The organism is Pseudomonas sp. WPR_5_2 (assembly GCF_003634475.1).
Taxonomy (GTDB): domain Bacteria; phylum Pseudomonadota; class Gammaproteobacteria; order Pseudomonadales; family Pseudomonadaceae; genus Aquipseudomonas; species Aquipseudomonas izuensis.
In genome coordinates, this window is the sequence record NZ_RBLA01000008.1 from 164517 (window position 1) to 181573 (window position 17057).

At 62.4% G+C, this 17057-nt stretch carries 13 protein-coding genes and 2 riboswitches; of the genes, 7 read left to right on the plus strand and 6 right to left on the minus strand.

The window, feature by feature from the left end; genetic code table 11:
• The first annotated feature begins 124 nt into the window (after positions 1–124).
• Positions 125–2410 carry a fatty acid cis/trans isomerase gene (locus BJ917_RS26205; RefSeq protein ID WP_121105311.1) on the plus strand — a complete coding sequence of 762 codons (2286 nt, stop codon included), beginning with the start codon at positions 125–127 and terminating at the stop codon, positions 2408–2410.
• 194 nt (positions 2411–2604) lie between these two features.
• Positions 2605–3189, plus strand: a complete 585-nt coding sequence (nfuA, locus tag BJ917_RS26210; RefSeq protein WP_007912592.1) for a Fe-S biogenesis protein NfuA — start codon at positions 2605–2607, stop codon at positions 3187–3189.
• Positions 3190–3331: 142 nt separating this feature from the next.
• On the opposite strand, the gene cobM is transcribed toward nfuA, so the two are convergent.
• From cobM to BJ917_RS26230, 4 genes are all read right to left on the minus strand, one after another.
• The gene (cobM, locus tag BJ917_RS26215) at positions 3332–4078 is read right to left on the minus strand and encodes a precorrin-4 C(11)-methyltransferase (protein ID WP_121105313.1); all 747 of its coding nucleotides are present in this window, start codon (positions 4076–4078) and stop codon (positions 3332–3334) included.
• Between the two features lie 94 nt (positions 4079–4172).
• On the minus strand, positions 4173–4586 hold the full coding sequence (locus tag BJ917_RS26220; RefSeq protein ID WP_121105315.1) for a cobalamin biosynthesis protein: 414 nt from the start codon (positions 4584–4586) through the stop codon (positions 4173–4175).
• Positions 4583–5287 (minus strand): CbtA family protein, encoded by a 705-nt coding sequence (locus BJ917_RS26225; RefSeq protein ID WP_096511970.1) that lies wholly within the window; start codon positions 5285–5287, stop codon positions 4583–4585. Before BJ917_RS26225 ends, BJ917_RS26220 begins: the two co-directional genes overlap by 4 nt.
• An 11-nt stretch (positions 5288–5298) precedes the next feature.
• On the minus strand, positions 5299–5493 hold the full coding sequence (locus BJ917_RS26230; RefSeq protein ID WP_121105316.1) for a CbtB-domain containing protein: 195 nt from the start codon (positions 5491–5493) through the stop codon (positions 5299–5301).
• A 120-nt stretch (positions 5494–5613) separates the two neighbouring features.
• A riboswitch (cobalamin riboswitch) is annotated at positions 5614–5840 on the minus strand.
• 188 nt (positions 5841–6028) lie between these two features.
• Positions 6029–6241, plus strand: a riboswitch (cobalamin riboswitch).
• Between the two features lie 98 nt (positions 6242–6339).
• Between BJ917_RS26230 and cobW the strand changes: the two genes are divergently transcribed.
• The 4 genes from cobW (at position 6340) to BJ917_RS26250 (ending at position 13070) form a co-directional block, all read left to right on the plus strand.
• Entirely contained in the window at positions 6340–7401 is a 1062-nt protein-coding gene (gene cobW / locus BJ917_RS26235; protein ID WP_096511968.1) for a cobalamin biosynthesis protein CobW, read from the plus strand.
• A 3-nt stretch (positions 7402–7404) separates the two neighbouring features.
• Entirely contained in the window at positions 7405–11253 is a 3849-nt protein-coding gene (gene cobN / locus BJ917_RS26240; RefSeq protein ID WP_121105318.1) for a cobaltochelatase subunit CobN, read from the plus strand.
• Positions 11254–11406: 153 nt separating this feature from the next.
• Complete coding sequence (locus tag BJ917_RS26245) at positions 11407–12405, plus strand: ATP-binding protein (protein ID WP_096511967.1); 999 nt, start codon at positions 11407–11409, stop codon at positions 12403–12405.
• Positions 12406–12524: 119 nt separating this feature from the next.
• Positions 12525–13070, plus strand: coding sequence for a VWA domain-containing protein (locus tag BJ917_RS26250; protein WP_305955494.1), 546 nt, complete (start codon positions 12525–12527; stop codon positions 13068–13070).
• Positions 13071–13201: 131 nt separating this feature from the next.
• Here BJ917_RS26250 and BJ917_RS26255 read toward each other — a convergent pair whose 3' ends face one another.
• Entirely contained in the window at positions 13202–14425 is a 1224-nt protein-coding gene (locus BJ917_RS26255; RefSeq protein ID WP_121105322.1) for an NADH:flavin oxidoreductase/NADH oxidase family protein, read from the minus strand.
• 101 nt (positions 14426–14526) lie between these two features.
• A complete protein-coding gene (locus BJ917_RS26260) occupies positions 14527–16071 on the minus strand; it encodes an MFS transporter (RefSeq protein ID WP_121105324.1) in 1545 nt (514 codons plus the stop codon).
• A 103-nt stretch (positions 16072–16174) separates the two neighbouring features.
• Between BJ917_RS26260 and BJ917_RS26265 the strand changes: the two genes are divergently transcribed.
• Complete coding sequence (locus BJ917_RS26265) at positions 16175–17041, plus strand: LysR family transcriptional regulator (protein WP_121105326.1); 867 nt, start codon at positions 16175–16177, stop codon at positions 17039–17041.
• Positions 17042–17057: the final 16 nt, after the last annotated feature.

Below are 17057 nucleotides of genomic sequence, written 5' to 3' on the forward strand. Positions count from 1 at the left end.
CGGGATCATAGCAAACCTGTGCGCTTTTGGAGCATGTGCGGGTTTTGCATGAATATCGCTCATGTTGGGCCGTGCGCCAGCCCGGTAGAATCGCGGCGTTTTTTCCAGGATCGGGACCAGGGACATGTCGTATCGCGTCGTCATCAGCACTGTATTGCTGTTTTTAAGCTGGGGCGCGCTGGCGCAGACGCCAGTTATTTCCTACACCCGCGACATTCAACCGATCTTCACCGAAAAGTGCGTGGCCTGCCATGCCTGCTACGACTCCGCCTGTCAGCTCAACCTGGGCAGTGGTGAAGGCGCGGCCCGCGGCGCGAGCAAAACCCCTGTGTACGACGGCGATCGCAGCCAGGCCGCCGCACCGACCCGGCTGTTTTATGACGCCTTCGGCAAGCGTGCCTGGCAGCAGAAGGGCTTCTATTCGGTGCTCGATGCCCAGGGCAGTCAGGCGGCATTGATGGCGCGCATGCTCGAACTGGGCCACCGCACGCCATTGCAACCCAATGCCAAACTGCCGGACGACATCGTCCTGGGCCTTAACCGCGACAACCAGTGCGCCATGCCGGCGGAGTTCGACGGCTACGCCAGTTCCCATCCGAAACAGGGCATGCCGTTGGCGGTCACCGGCCTGACCGACCCGCAATACCAGACCCTGCAACGCTGGCTGGCTTCCGGCGCGCCCATTGATGAGCAGGGCCTGGTGCCCAGCACCAGGGAAGCGTTGCAAGTGGTTCAGTGGGAAAACCTGCTCAACGCACCGGGCGCCCGGCAGAGCCTGGTGGGGCGCTGGTTGTTCGAGCACTGGTTTCTCGCACACATTTACTTCAAGGACGGCGAGCCGGGGCATTTCTTCCAGTGGGTGCGTTCGCGCACGCCCACCGGCCAGCCCATTGACCTGATCAATACCCGCCGCCCGAACGACGATCCGGGCGCGCAGTTTTACTACCGCTTGTGGCCGGTGCAGGGGGTGATCGTGCACAAGACCCACATCACCTATCCGCTCAGTGCGGCGAAAATGGCTCGGGTCAAAAGCCTGTTCTATAACGGCAAGTGGCAAGTCAGCGCATTGCCGGGCTATGGACCGCAAAGCCGGGCCAATCCCTTTGCCACCTTCGAAGCGATTCCAGCCCAGGCGCGTTATCAGTTCATGCTCGATAACGCCGAGTATTTTGTGCGTACCTTCATTCGCGGCCCGGTCTGCCGGGGGCAGATCGCCACGGACGTGATCCGTGACAACTTCTGGGCGCTGTTTCAGGCGCCGGAGCATGACCTCTACATCACCGACCCGAACTATCGCGGCCAGGCCACGCCGCTGCTGGCGATGCCGGGGCAGAACGACGATGTCGGCAGTGTCCTGAGCCTGTGGCACGACTACCGCGACAAGCGAAACACGTACGAAGCCTTGCGCCGTGACAGCTACGCCGAACTGCCGGCGCCGAGCTGGTCGACCCTGTGGGCAGGCAACGATAATGCGTTGCTGAGCATCTTCCGGCATTTCGACAGTGCCTCGGTGACCAAGGGCCTGATCGGCGATGTGCCGCAAACGATGTGGCTGTTCGACTATCCGCTGCTGGAGCGGACGTATTATCAGTTAGCGGTGAATTTCGACGTGTTCGGCAATGTTTCCCATCAAGCCCAGACACGCCTGTACTTCGACCTGATACGCAATGGCGCCGAGCAGAATTTCCTGCGCCTGATGCCCGCCGATTCCCGGGACGGCTACCTCGACGATTGGTACCAGAGCAGCGGCAAATTCAAGATGTGGCTGGATTACGAGTCCATCGACAACGACAAGCCGACCGCGCTGAAACTCGATGCAAAGGACCCGAAACGCGACTTCGCCCTGCAGTTGCTGGCGCGCTATGGCGAGCTCAACGCCAAGCCTGATCCGATCAATCGCTGCGACGGCGCCTACTGTTCGCGACCGAACATCGACCTGGCGTTGCAGAGTGCCGAGCAGGCCTTGAGTCGCCTGGCTTCCCGCCCGGCGGCCGGGCTCAAGGTCATTGATCAACTGCCGGAAGCAACCCTGCTGCGCGTCGAAACGTTAGGCGGGCAGCGTGTGGTGTACAGCCTGCTGCGCAACCGCGCGCACAGCAACGTGGCGTTTTTGCTCGGCGAGTCGCTGCGTTATCAGCCGGGGCTGGATACTTTGACGATCTTCCCGGGCGTACTCAGCAGTTACCCGAACTTCATGTTCAATATTACGGCCGGGGAAGTTCCGGCGTTCGTGGATGCGATGGAAAAGGCCAAGGATGCCGATCAATTCGAAAGAATCGTCGAACGCTGGGGGATTCGGCGCAGCCATCCGCAGTTCTGGCAGTACTTTCATGACCTGAGCCGCTATATCCACGAGACCGATCCGGTGGAAGAGGGCGTGCTGGACATGAATCGCTACGAAAACCTGTAATCAACCTGTAGGAGCAAAGCTTGCTCGCGATGGCGGTATGCCTGCAAACATTGAGGCTGAATGTGCCGCCGTCATCGCGAGCAAGCTTTGCTCCTACAGGGGGGGGGTAGCGAAATCTTTCCCGACAAAAATACTAGGACTTTGTGCGCGGCGATGATTGGCGTAAACTGCGCCCAAGCCTGCGAGGAGTTTCCATGACCGCTATTACCATCACCGACGCCGCCCATGATTACCTGGCTGATCTGCTCTCCAAGCAGAACACCCCGGGCATCGGCATCCGCGTCTTCATCACCCAGCCTGGCACCCAGTATGCCGAAACCTGCATTGCCTACTGCAAGCCGGGCGAAGAAAAACCTGAAGACACTGCGCTGGGGCTGAAAAGCTTCACCGCTTACATCGATCACTTCAGCGAAGCCTTCCTGGACGACGCGGTTGTCGACTACGCCACCGACCGCATGGGCGGCCAGCTGACCATCAAGGCGCCCAACGCCAAAGTACCGATGGTCAACGCCGACAGCCCGGTCAACGAGCGCATCAACTATTACCTGCAAACCGAGATCAACCCGGGACTGGCCAGCCACGGCGGCCAGGTCAGCCTGATCGATGTGGTCGAGGACGGCATCGCCGTTCTGCAGTTCGGTGGCGGTTGCCAGGGCTGCGGCCAGGCAGACGTGACCTTGAAGGAAGGCATCGAGCGCACCTTGCTCGAGCGCATTCCCGAGCTCAAAGGCGTCCGTGACGTCACTGACCACACGCAGAAAGAAAACGCCTACTACTAAGGTGTTCGCTGCAAACATGAAAAACGGCGCCCCGTGAGCGCCGTTTTTTTATGCGTGAAATTCATTGGCCCCTTCGCGAGCAGGCTCGCTCCGACAGGTGACCGCATTCCATTGTGGGAGCGAGCCTGCTCGCGAAGTGGGCCTAAGGGCGATACAAATGCGCATGCCCGGCACGATACAGCGACGATTCGCTGAAATGATCGCTACCCAACACCCGGCCCACCAGAATCAACGCCGTACGCCGAAACCCCTTGGCGGCAACCTTCCCGGCAATGTCCTCAAGCGTCCCCACCACCCAATCCTGATCCGGCCATGTCGCCCGGTGTATCACCGCAATCGGACAATCCGCGCCGTAATGCGGCAGCAACTCAGCCAGGATTTTCTCCAGATGATTGACCCCCAAATGAATCGCCATGGTCGCCCCATGCTGCGCCAGGCTGCCCAGCTCTTCGCCCGCCGGCATGGCGGTTTTGTCCGCGTAGCGGGTCAGGATCACGCTTTGTGACACATCCGGCAACGTCAACTCTGCGCCCAGTAGCGCCGCACACGCTGCCGTCGCGGTCACGCCGGGAATGATTTCGAAAGGAATACCGAGTTCACGCAGGTGGCGAATCTGTTCGCCGATGGCGCCATACAGGCTCGGATCGCCGGAATGCACGCGGGCCACGTCCTGGCCGTTGGCATGGGCGTTTTTGATCAGTTCGATGATCTGTTCCAGATGCAATTCGGCGCTATTGACCACCTGTTCGGCGCAATGGCCTTCCAGTACCGCAGTGGGCACCAGCGAGCCGGCATAGATGATCACCGGGCAACTGCGAATCAGCCGCTGGCCCTTTACGGTGATCAGCTCCGGGTCGCCGGGACCTGCACCAATGAAATAGACGGTCATCGTCAGCTCCTGTGAAAAAGAGGGTCAGTAAAGAGGGCCAGGCAAGCTTCAGATGAAGATTGCTCATGATCGAAGGCGGGGATTATCGGGGATTTTACGCGGCGCCGGCCAATGCCAGAGTCGCCTGGGCATATTTTTGTCGTGGGATCAGCAGTTTGGCAGGGGTCTTGGCCAGTTGTTCGGCGAGGGCCAGCGCGGCACTTTCCGCCACGCCGTAGCAACCGGTGCGTTCGAAGGCGATCTGCGAATGGTGGCTGAGCTGCGGTTGATAAACCGCCAATTGTTCGCTGCTGAAATACATCATTTGCAAGCCAAGCTGCTCGGCCAGTTCGATCAGGGCCGGTTCGTCGCGCTTCAAGTCGATGCTGGCCAGTGCCTTGATCTGATGAAGTTCGATCTGGTTGGCCTGTAGCGCCTGATCGAGCAGCGCCCGCAGCGTGCTGACGGGACAGCCTCGCTGGCAGCCCAGGCCGACCACCAGGGTCGGCGCTGTGCTTGCATCAGTCATGCGTGGTATTGGCCATCGTTTTTGCGGCGGAACAACCAGGCGCTGATCAGGCCCAGGGCCAGCCAGAACCCCATGTTGGTCAGCTGCGAAGCGATTTTGAATTGGGCTTCGAGGGCTTCCGGGGCGAGCATCGAGTGCACTTCCGGTTGCGGTGCGCCAATCACATGGGGAACGGCAAGGATCGCCGCGCCGAGGACTTTCATGAGCCAGTGGCGGCTGAACACGATCAGCGCGATACCGACAGCGGTGGAGGCGGCCGTACCGATCCACCAGATCTGCCGTTGTGCCAGGTCGGCGGCAGCGGTGCCCGGCAATTCCGGTGGCAGGCCGAGGGTCGGCGCCAGTACGAAGGTGGCGTAACCGGCCAGGCCCCAGAGCAGGCCCTGGGAGGTTTTGGTTGGCGCGCGCAGGGTGTACAGACCGGCGAGCATCAGGGCGAAGCCAACAGCTACCACCAGATTGCCGCCCGTGGTCGACAGCACGCGCTGCCAGCCATCTTCCGGCTCCCAGGCCTCGGCATCGTGGGTATGGGCGGCGACGCCGGCGGCATGTTCATGAACTTCCACGACCGCTGGCTCGGCTTTTTCGTAGGTTTCGGCCTGCAAAATCAGCGGGGCGACCCAGAAACTTTGCAACAGCGTCAGCAACAGGGCCGCCAGCAAGCCGGTGAACCCTGCAGTTTGCGCAATACGCTTGATCATGTCGGCAGGTCTCAATGGCACGGGAACGCGGAGCTGTGACGGGTATCGTGGGCGGCGTTGTGGACCGCTTCGATGTGCGAGAAACCGGCGAAATACACAAGGCATGCACCGAGGATCGACGCGCAGACGGCGGCGGTGATGCGTTGGGCAAGGGTGGAAGTCGTGCTGGAGGAGGCTGTGTGGCCGGTGCTGCTGATGATCGACATGGCGTTTCCCTCTGTTCTGTCAGCGGGGGAATCAAAAGCGCATGCAGAGTCACTGCACGAACGGGCGCGCAGAGATTCGAACAGCGCCCGCCCACCGCGGGTTTGTCATTCAGTGAAGTTTGATCACTTCGTGTTGCGGGCCGGTCTCCGGGCTCACGAGGGGCGCAGGCAAATGCCTTGACCTTCAAGCATCACCTTCCCATGCCACATCGGCACAGTGGATCTGACGCTTCGCTCGCTTACCGTTGCGGGGGCAGCACCGGACTGACATGGCTTTAGAGTAAAGCACATGATTCACCGGTTTCCCGTTTCACCCTGTGAAGGGCACCCGTAACAAGGTGTGTAGGAGAGCATGGGCGGGGGTGGGGCGTCAATTGGCACCGGTTCTCATCTTGAGACCGAGTTGCCCCAATCGCGAGCAAGCTTTGCTCCCACAAGGACACCGACAACCTGTAGGAGCAAAGCTTGCTCGCGATGGCGGCATCCCGGCCACCACAGAACTCAGCATGATCATTGACCCGCCCCAATACGATGCGTAGCCTTGCGCTTTCGAGGTTCTTCGGCATTTGCCGAAGCTAAGAAGGGAACGCGGTCAATGCCGCGGCTGCCCCCGCAACTGTGAACGGTGATGTTCGCTGCCACGCCACTGCACGCTCAGGTCCTGAGCCCGCGGGAAGGCGCAGCCAACGCCAATCCAAGGATTGGCACACTGTCAGCCAGGAGACCTGCCTCGATACAGATTCTCACTACAACCGGGCGGGGTGATCCGGTGGCGAATGCTTCCGGCGCGCAGGCGCGTTGCCGGTTCTCGTCCCGTATGCCCGCCACCTTGCCAAAGGGCATCCGATGAAAACACTGGCCAAACTCCCCGTCACCATCGTCACCGGCTTCCTCGGCTCGGGCAAAACCACCTTGCTGCGGCACATGCTCGACAATGCCCAGGGCCGCCGTATCGCGGTGATCGTCAACGAGTTTGGCGAGCTGGGCATCGACGGCGAAATCCTCAAGCAATGTTCCATCGGTTGCACCGAAGAAGAAGCCAACGGCCGCGTCTACGAGCTGGCCAACGGCTGCCTGTGCTGCACCGTGCAGGAAGAATTCTTCCCGGTGATGCGCGAACTGGTCGCCCGTCGCGGCGATCTCGATCACATCCTCATCGAAACCTCGGGCCTGGCCCTGCCAAAGCCCTTGGTCCAGGCCTTCCAGTGGCCGGAAATCCGCAGCGCCTGCACCGTTGACGCGGTGATCACCGTGGTCGACAGCCCGGCGGTGGCCGCCGGCACTTTCGCTGCGTTCCCGGACCAGGTCGACGCCCAGCGCAAACTCGACCCGAACCTGGATCACGAGTCGCCGCTGCACGAGCTGTTCGCCGACCAACTGTCGAGCGCCGACCTGGTGATCCTCAACAAGGCCGACCTGATCAATCCGGAAGACCTGGCCCGCGTGCGCCTGGAAGTCGCCGAAGAGCTGCCGCCGGCGGTGAAGGTCATCGAAGCCAGCAACGGTCGCCTGCCGCTGGACGTGCTGATCGGCCTCGGCGCCGGTTCCGAAGAACACATCGACAGCCGTCACAGTCATCACGATCACCACCATGAAGGTGAAGACGATCACGACCATGACGCGTTCGATTCCATCTCCATCGAACTGCCTGCCTCTGACGAGAGCCTGCTGCTGGACGCGCTGACGCAACTGGTGGTCCAGCACGGCATCCTGCGGGTCAAAGGCTTCGCGGCGATTCCGAACAAACCGATGCGCCTGCTGATCCAGGGCGTGGGCACCCGTTTCGACAAGCACTTCGACCGTCAGTGGGGCGCCGAAGAAGCGCGCACCACACGTCTGGTGTTGATCGGCCAGGAACTGGACGCCGCCGCACTCGAAGCGCAATTGCGCGCCGCGCTCAGCGTGTAAGCCATGCACCTGCTCAGGACCCAGCCCGGCGGATTCGTGTCGGAAGACAACATTGCCGACCTTGGACAAACCCCCGCCGAGCTGGTGATCCTGTGCAGCGGCGACTCCAGCCTGGCGCTGCTCGCCGAAGCGGCGCAGCAGTTGCCCGACGATTACCCGAGCGTGCGCCTGGCCAATCCGATGCAGGTGCAGAATCACGCTTCGGTCGATCTGTACGTCGATGAGGTGCTGCGCCATGCCAAGGTCATATTGATCTCGCTGCATGGCGGCATCGCTTATTGGCGCTATGGCGTCGAGCGTTTGGTCGAACTGTCGCAGCGCGGTGTGCAACTGATCCTGGTCCCGGGCGACGACCGTCCGGACCCGGAGCTCAGCGACCTGAGTACGGTGACTCCCGAGGATCGCGACCGGCTCTGGCACTTCCTGCGCCAGGGGGGCATGGCCAATGCGCTGGACCTGTTTCGCTGTCTGGCCAACCGTTGGCTGGGCCGTGATTACACCTGGGCCGAGCCACACATCCTGCCGCGCACGGCGGTCTACCACCCACGAAAAAGCCCCGCGGCCCTGAAGGATTGGCAGGCTGACTGGCAGGCCGGTCAGCCGGTAGCGGCGGTGTTGTTCTACCGCTCGCACTTGCAGGCGGCGAACACCGGATTCATCGATGTTTTCTGCCAGCGTTTGCAGGCAGCGGGGCTGAACCCGTTGCCGATTGCAGTGGCCAGTCTGAAAGAACCCGGCTGCCTGTCGGTGGTCGAGGACTGGCTGGACGAAGTCGAGGCGGGGGTGATTCTGAACACCACCGGGTTCGCGCAATCGAGCCCCGAAGCGCCGCATCTGCGGCCGTTCCGCCGCAATATCCCGGTGATTCAGGCAATCTGCGCCCAGGACAACGAACCGGGTTGGCGCGCCAGCGAGCAGGGTCTTGGGCCCCGTGACCTGGCGATGCACATCGCGCTACCGGAACTGGACGGGCGGATCATCAGCCGGCCGATCAGCTTCAAGGACCTGGCCTGGCGCAGCGAGCGCAGTCAGTCCGATGTGGTCTGCTACCGGCCACAACCGGAACGCATGGATTTTGTCGCCGAACTGGCACGACGCTGGATCGATCTGGCGCGCCTGCACAATGCTGAAAAGCGGGTGGCGCTGATCCTCGCCAATTACCCGACCCGTGACGGTCGCATCGGCAATGGCGTGGGCCTGGATACCCCGGCCGCTGCGCTGAATATTCTGCGTGCGCTTCATCAAGAAGGGTATCCGCTAGCGGCCGATTTGCCGCAGAGCGGCACCGATTTGATCCAGCAATTACTCGGCGGCGTCAGCAACGATCTTGACACAATCGACCAGCGTCCGTGCCAGCAAAGCCTGGCCATGGACGACTACCTGGTGATGTTCAATGCACTGCCCGAAGCCAACCGCGCGGCGGTGCAGGAGCGCTGGGGGCCACCGGAAAACGATCCGATGTATCGCAGTGGACGAATGATGATCGCCGGCCTGCGTTTCGGCCTGACCTTCGTCGGTATTCAGCCGGCGCGGGGCTATCAGGTCGATCCGAGTGCGGTGTATCACGACCCGGACCTGGTGCCGCCCCACGGTTACCTGGCGTTTTACTTCTGGCTGCGCAACACCTACGGCGCCCACGGCGTGATCCACGTCGGCAAGCACGGCAACCTCGAATGGCTGCCGGGCAAAGGCGTCGGGCTGTCGGAAAGCTGCTGGCCGGACGCGCTGCTCGGGCCGCTGCCGAACATTTATCCATTCATCGTCAACGATCCGGGCGAGGGCGCCCAGGCCAAGCGTCGCACCCAGGCAGTGATCATCGACCACTTGATGCCGCCCCTGACGCGCGCCGAAACCTACGGTCCGTTGCGCAACCTCGAACTGCTGGCCGACGAGTATTACGAAGCACAACTGCTCGATCCGCGCCGCGCACGGGAATTGCAGCGCGACATCCTGCAACTGGTGCGCGACACGCACATCGACCGCGAACTGCAACTGGACGAACAGCTCGACAGCGACGCCGATGCGGCGATCTGGCTGCCACGGCTGGATACGTACCTGTGCGACCTGAAAGAGTCGCAGATCCGCGACGGCCTGCACGTGTTCGGCGAGTCGCCGACCGGGCGTTTGCGCATCGATACCTTGCTCGCGCTGTTGCGCATTCCCCGGGGCGATGGCCGTGGGGCGCAATCGAGTCTGCTACGGGCGTTGGCCAAGGCCTTCGAACTGGGGTTTGATCCGCTGGATTGTGCATTGGCCGAGCCGTGGACCGGGCCTCGACCAGACGCGTTGTTGTCGATCAGCCATGAACTATGGCGCACCACCGGCGATACCCGCGAACGCCTCGAACTGTTCGCCGCACAACTGATTTCGCAGGCACTGACTTACCCCTGTGGGAGCGAGCCTGCTCGCGAAAGCGGAGTGTCAGGTGACATTGATGGGCCTGACACACCGCTTTCGCGAGCAGGCTCGCTCCCACAGGAAGCGGGTTGGTCTGAGGTGAGCGCCATCCTCGACAACCTGCGCGAAGTGGTCGCGCCAAGGCTGGACGCTTGCGGCCCGGCAGAAATGCGCGGTTTGCTCGATGCCCTCGGCGGTCGTTTCGTTCCGGCCGGTCCCAGCGGCGCACCGAGTCGCGGTCGTCTGGATGTGCTGCCCACCGGGCGTAACTTCTATTCGGTGGACGTGCGCAACCTGCCCACCACCACGGCCTGGCGCATCGGGTTCCAATCGGCCAACCTGATTCTTGAGCGCCACCTGCAAGACCACGGCGATCATCTGCGTCAGCTCGGCCTGTCAGTGTGGGGCACCGCGACCATGCGCACCGGCGGCGATGACATCGCCCAGGCCATGGCGCTGATGGGCGTACGCCCGGTGTGGGCCACCGGCAGTCAACGGGTCGATGACTTTGAAATTCTGCCGCTGAGCCTGCTTGACCGGCCGCGAGTGGATGTCACCTTGCGGGTCTCGGGTTTCTTCCGCGATGCCTTCGCCAACCTGATCCGCTTGTTCGACGCCGCTGTCCAGGCGGTCGCCGCGCTGGACGAGCCAGACGATCTCAATCCATTGGCGGCCAAAGTGCGTGCCGAACGTGAAGCCTTGCTGCAATCGGGGCTCGATGAAGAAACCGCGCGGCGTCAGGCCGGTTGGCGCATTTTCGGCGCCAAACCCGGTGCCTATGGCGCGGGGGTGCAGGGTGCCATCGACGCTCGCCTCTGGCAGAGCCGCGAGGATCTGGCCGAGGTTTACCTGAACTGGGGCGGTTATGCCTATGGCGGTTCCGACGAAGGCACCGCCGCCCGCGATCAGTTCACCCAGCGTCTAAGCCAGGTGCAAGCGGTGCTGCAAAACCAGGACAACCGCGAGCACGACCTGCTCGATTCCAATGACTATTACCAATTCCAGGGCGGCATGCTCGCTGCCGTGGAAAGCCTGCGCGGCGAAGCGGCGGCGAGTTATCACGGCGATCACAGCCAGCCTGACCTGCCGAAAATCCGCACGCTGAAGGAAGAACTGAACCGGGTCATCCGCTCCCGGGCAGCCAATCCGAAATGGCTCGAAGGGGTGAAGCGCCACGGCTACAAAGGTGCGTTCGAAATGGCGGCGACGGTCGACAACCTGTTCGCTTTCGACGCGACCACCCGATTGATCGACGATCACCAGTACGCGTTGTTGGCCGATGCCTATTTGCTCGACCCGGGCACCCGGGATTTCGTGCGCGAGCACAACCCCCATGCCTTGCGCGACATGACCGAGCGGATGCTCGAGGCGCAGCAGCGGGGGATGTGGAAGGAGCCGGGGGAGTATCGTGAGGCGCTGGAAAACCTGTTGCTCGATATAGAAGAAGACAGCTGATACACCACAACCCCCTGTAGGAGCGAGCCTGCTCGCGAAAGCGATTTGTCAGTCAATGATATGTTGAATTTGACGGCCTCTTCGCGAGCAGGCTCGCTCCCACAGGGGGAATCAGGTGTTTGTGAGATTACCGACCATGACCGAGATTTGATAATGACCGACACCCCGCATTTCCCCCTCTCCGCCGTGGTCGGCGCCGACGACTTGAAACTGGCGTTGTACCTGACCGCCATCGACCCGAAGATCGGCGGTGTATTGATCGAAGGCCCGCGCGGCATGGCCAAATCGACCCTGGCCCGAGGCCTGGCAGACCTGCTCGCCAGCGGCCAGTTTGTCACGTTGCCATTGGGCGCCACCGAAGAGCGCCTGGTCGGCACCCTCGACCTCGATGCGGCCTTGAGCGAAGGCCGCGCACAATTTTCCCCCGGCGTGTTGGCCAAGGCTGACGGCGGTGTGCTCTACGTCGATGAAGTCAATCTGCTGCCGGATCACCTGGTCGACCTGCTGCTCGACGTCGCCGCCAGCGGCACCAATCTGGTGGAGCGCGACGGCATATCCCATCGGCATTCGGCGAAGTTCGTGCTGATCGGCACCATGAACCCGGAAGAGGGCGAGCTGCGTCCGCAACTGCTCGACCGTTTTGGTTTGAACGTCGCCCTTAGTGGGCACACTGCACCGGCTGAACGGGGGCAGATCATTCGTCGACGTCTGGATTTCGACAGCGATCCACAAGGCTTTTGCGCTGAGTGGGAGAACCAGCAGCAATCCTTGCGCGAGCGTTGCCAGAAGGCGCGTAGTGCGTTGGCCAGTATTCCCCTCGACGATGCAGCGCTGGGGCAGATCACCGAGCGCTGTTTCGCTGCCGGCGTCGATGGCTTGCGCGCCGATCTGGTCTGGCTGCGCGCGGCCCGTGCCCATGCCGCGTGGCGCGGAGCGGGCGCCATTGCCGAGGAAGACATCGACGCCGTCGCGGAGTTTGCCTTGCGTCATCGTCGTCGCGAGCACACGCCACCGGCATCACCGCCCAACCCGTCGCCATCGAAGCAGAATGCCAACCCGAGCGAAGGCCAGGGTCAATGGGGGGAAATGCCCGCCCAGGCACTGCCGACCGGCGCCCGGCGTGAAGTGCCGAGCTGGCCAAAAAAGCCCTAGGCATTCGCCCTCGATCTGACGCGGGGGCGAATGCCAGACCCCGCGCCGGACGTCTGGGCAGCGGCAAGCAGGGTAAACGTCATGCCGCACGCGATGGCTCGGTCAATTGGCCCGGTACTTTGCTCAACGGCAGGCCGCGTCAGCGCGCCGATGTGCTTTTTCAACTGCGCACCCGTTCACCCCATGAGTTGTGGTTGGTGATCGTCGATGCCTCCGCCTCGACCCGCCGTCATCAAGCCTTGAGTGACGCCAAAGGCGTGTTGGCTAATCTATTCGATGACGCCTACCGGCAACGCGCGCGCCTGGCCCTGCTGACTGCCAGCGGTGCGGTGCCGAAGTGGCAGGTGCAAGGATTGAAAGCGTCCAGTGGTTTACGCCACTGGCTCGATGGGCTCGGCGCAGGCGGTGGCACACCTTTGCTGGCGGCGCTGGGTGAAGCGGGGCATTGGTTGGCTTCGCGGCAAAAGCGTTTTCCGGCGGAGCGGCAACGGTTGTTGGTGGTGACCGATGGCCGATTGAAGGAATGGGCAGCGTTGCCCGCCATTGACTGTCCGGGGCTGGTGATCGACATCGAGCGCGGGCCGATTCGGCTTGGGCGCAGCAAGGTGTTGGCTGCGCAGATGCGTGCCGAGTATCGGCATATCGATGAGCTGTTGCCGGATTGATTTTTTGTGTTGTCTAAGCAGGCCTCATCGCGAGCAGGCTCGCTCCCACAGGAGATTTGTTAACGCTGGAGATCCACTGTGGGAGCGAGCCTGCTCGCGAAAGCGGCATATCAGCCACCATTAATGTTGAATCACTTACCCATTGCTTGCCGATACTGCCGGGTCCGCCGCGCGATATACAACTGGTCCAGAATCAACGCCCACAACGCCGACACCTGCGGTCGGGTCTTGTGCCCGCGACTCAAGCGATGGAGCTGGAACTTCACCACGGCCATGCTCGCCAGTGCTGCCAGCGGTTTGCGCTTCCAGCGGATCGGCGGTAGCTGCGGATGGCTGTTCCGGCCTTGGCGCCAGTGTTTGACCAACTGCGGTTCAACGGCCAGGGCGGTGCCGATCCCGGCCATGGCGATGCCACTGTCGAGTACCTGTTCGACAATCGCCAAGCGGCGAATCCCGCCTGTCACCATCACCGGCATGCGCGCCACGCTGGCCAAATCGCCGGCCATTTCCAGAAAGTACGCTTCCCGGGCCAGGGTCCGCCCATCGCGCGCCTCACCTTGCATGGCCGGTGCTTCGTAGCTGCCCCCGGACAGCTCCAGCAGGTCAATCTGTTGCTCGTTGAGCCACTGGATCACTTGTCGGGCGTCGTCGGCATCGAAGCCGCCGCGCTGGAAGTCCGCCGAGTTGAGTTTCACCGCTACGCAAAACTGCGGCGATACGGCATTGCGTACTGCGTCGACCACCGCCAGCAGCAAACGCGCGCGATTCTCCAGCGAGCCGCCCCAGCGGTCGGTGCGATGGTTCGTCAGCGGCGAGAGGAACTGGCTGAGCAGGTAGCCGTGCGCGGCATGAATCTGCACACCGGTGAAACCGGCCTTTTCAGCCAGTGCCGCGCTGTTGGCGAAACGTCGGATCACGTCCTCGATGTCGGCTTCGCTCATGGGTTTGGGCTCGGCAAACATCTTCGAGAACTGGCCCAGATCCAGCGCCACCGCAGAAGGCGCCAAGGCTTGCTGGCCAAGGTTGGCCATGGTCTGGCGACCCGGATGATTGAGTTGCACCCAGAAGTGCGCGCCACCGGCCCGGCCAATGCTGGCCCATTGGCGGAAGCGGTCCAGGTGGCGTTCGTCTTCCAATACCACGCCACCAGGACCGGTCATGGCACGACGGTCGATCATTACGTTGCCGGTCAACAGCAGCCCGGTTTCGCCCTCGGCCCAGGCTTGATACAGGCGCAACAATGCGCGGTCGGGCGCCTGGTCGCTGTCGGCCAGGTTTTCTTCCATCGCAGCTTTGGCGATGCGATTGCCGAGAATCTGGCCGTTGGGCAGATTCAATGTTTGGAAGGGCGACATGGTTGACTCCTCATCAGTGATGGGGAGAGGCTAAGCTTAAAGTCAACTTTAATGTCAAGCAGTCAATTGGATCGAGCAGGTCGAAGCCACGCAACTGAACGTCACTCAAGCACCAAGGCTGTCTGAGGCGTCGGGATCGGATTGCGCATCAGCGTACCGACTACCAACGCAGCGAGTAATCCCGCCAGCCCCGCGACCCATAGCAACAGGCTGAAGCCCCCGACGAACGCCTGGCGCGCCAGTGGTTCGACTACCGGCCGTGCGGCTGGCGGCAACAGGCTCATCGCTGCCGGCATGTCACCGGCCACCACCCGCGAGGCAACGCCTTGTGTGTGTTCGAGCCACTGTCCGCCCTGTGCCGACAGATGGTCGTGCAGCAGCTGTTCGCTGTGACCCGACAGCAAGGCGCCATACACCCCGATCGCCAGCATTACCGCACTGAAGCGCATGGTGGTGCTCATGCCCGAAGCCATGCCGGTACGCTCCCGGGGCACGCAGGCCATGATGTTTTTCTGCGTATCGCCATTGAGCAATCCGGCGCCGGCACCGGTCACGGCAATCGCCAGGGCGAAGGGCAGGTAACCGCCGCTGTTGACCGCCCAGGCACTGAGCAGGTTGCCGCCGCCTACCAGCGTCAGCCCGATAGCCATCATGTTCGCGGGGCTTACGCGTCCTGCCAGCCGCACGCCGATGCGCGGGAAGATCAGCATGGTCACGGCAAAGGGCAACATGCCCAACCCGGCACAAATGGCGGTAAAGCCCAGGCCGTTCTGCAAGTAGAACGGCAGCAGGGTCATCATCACCTGGGCGCACGCGGCGTAGGAGAACATGCCGAGCAGGGCGCCGATAAAACGCGGATGCCTGAACAGTTGCAGGTCGATCATCGGTCGCTGTTGCAGTCGCTCGATCACCACGAACAACCCCAGCAGCAGGGCACCGCCCACCAGGCGGGCGTAGGTGGCGGGGGTGTTCCAGCCGATCCGGTTGGCTTCGATCAAACCCCAGATCAGGCACAGCAGGCTGGCGCTGAAGGCGAGGCTGCCCCAAGGGTCGAGGCGCGCCGCCTGGGCATCGCGGGACTCCGGCACTGCACGCCACACCATGATCATCAGGAACAGGCCGACCGGCAGGTTGAGGTAGAAAATCCAGCGCCAGCCCACGTATTCGGTGATCAGCCCGCCCAGAGTCGGCGCCGCCGTCATGGCCACGCCCATGCAACCGCCCCAGAACGCCCAGGCCTTGGCCCGTTCCAATTCATCGTGGAAGGTGTGGCCGATGGAGGCCAGCGCCGAGGTCAACAGCAATGCGGCGCCAATGCCCTTGATCGCTCGGGCGATGTCGAGAAACAGGGCGTTCGGTGCCGCACCGCAACCCAGCGAGGCGAGGATGAAGATGCCCAGGCCCCACATCAGGGTTTTCTGCCGGCCAAAGCGGTCCGCCAGACTTCCGGCGGGCAGCAGCAAGGCGGCGAAGGCCAGCATGTAGGCACTGACGACCCATTCGATGTCGGCGAAATTCGCCCCAAGATCCCGGGCGATGCTGGGCAAGGTAACGGCGACGATGTTGGTGTCGAGCACGATCAGCGAGCACACGGCAGAGGCGGTGAGCAAGGTCAGACGGGGGCTCACATTGGGTTTGACGGGCATGGCAGGGCTTCTCTACTGTGAGGTTGCGCCCAGCTTACCGCTGGCTGATCCTGCCTTTGTTAGGCCGCTATCATCACTTCATTACCTTTGAGCTAACGCGCCGATGGACATTCGCCACTTCCGCTACTTCCTTGCCGTTGCCCGGCAGCGCAATTTCACCCGTGCCGCCGAGCAACTGGGCATTGCGCCGCCGACCTTGACCCGGCAGATCCAGGACATGGAAGCGGAGCTGGGTACGCGTCTGTTTCTACGCCAGGTGCGGGATGTCAGTCTGACCGAAGCCGGCGCGGCATTGCTGATCGAGGCCGAGGCCACGGTTCGGCAGTTCGAGTCGGCCCAGCGCAACGCCCAACGCGCCGGCCGCGGCGACATCGGCCATATCGAATTGGGGTACGTGGCCTCGGCTGTGTATTCGGGGCTGTTGCAAAAACAGGTGCAGGGTTTTGCCGGCCAATACCCGGATGTCAGCCTCAATGTGCGGGAAAGCCCCATGGCCAGCCTGCCCAACATGATCCTCGAAGGGCGCTTCGATCTGGGTTACATCCGCTGCCCGCTGGCCTTGCCGGAAGGGGTCGAGGCTGTGCGCCTGATCGACGAAGGCTTTGTGTTGGCGTTGCCGGTGGACTCATGGCTGAACCGCTTGCCAGTCATCAACTCGGCGCATTTGCAGAACGAGAATTTCATTCTTCCCGAACAAGTCGTCGGCACCTTGCAAGTCGCCAGTCACGGCGATTTCGTGCCGAAACTGGGGGCGCAGCCCGGGGGATTGGTGGCGGTGATTGCCCTGGTGTCACTGGGGCAGGGCGTGGCGGTGGTGCCGGAGTCGGTGGTCGGCCATGTAAGTTTGCCGAATGTGGTGTACCGGCAGATCGAGGATTGCGCTGCGTCGTCGTGGCTGGCGCTGGTTCATCGGCGATTTGAGAAATCGCCGGCGGTGAACAAATACATCGAGCGTGTGAAAAAAGGCTAGAAGCATCGCGAGCAGG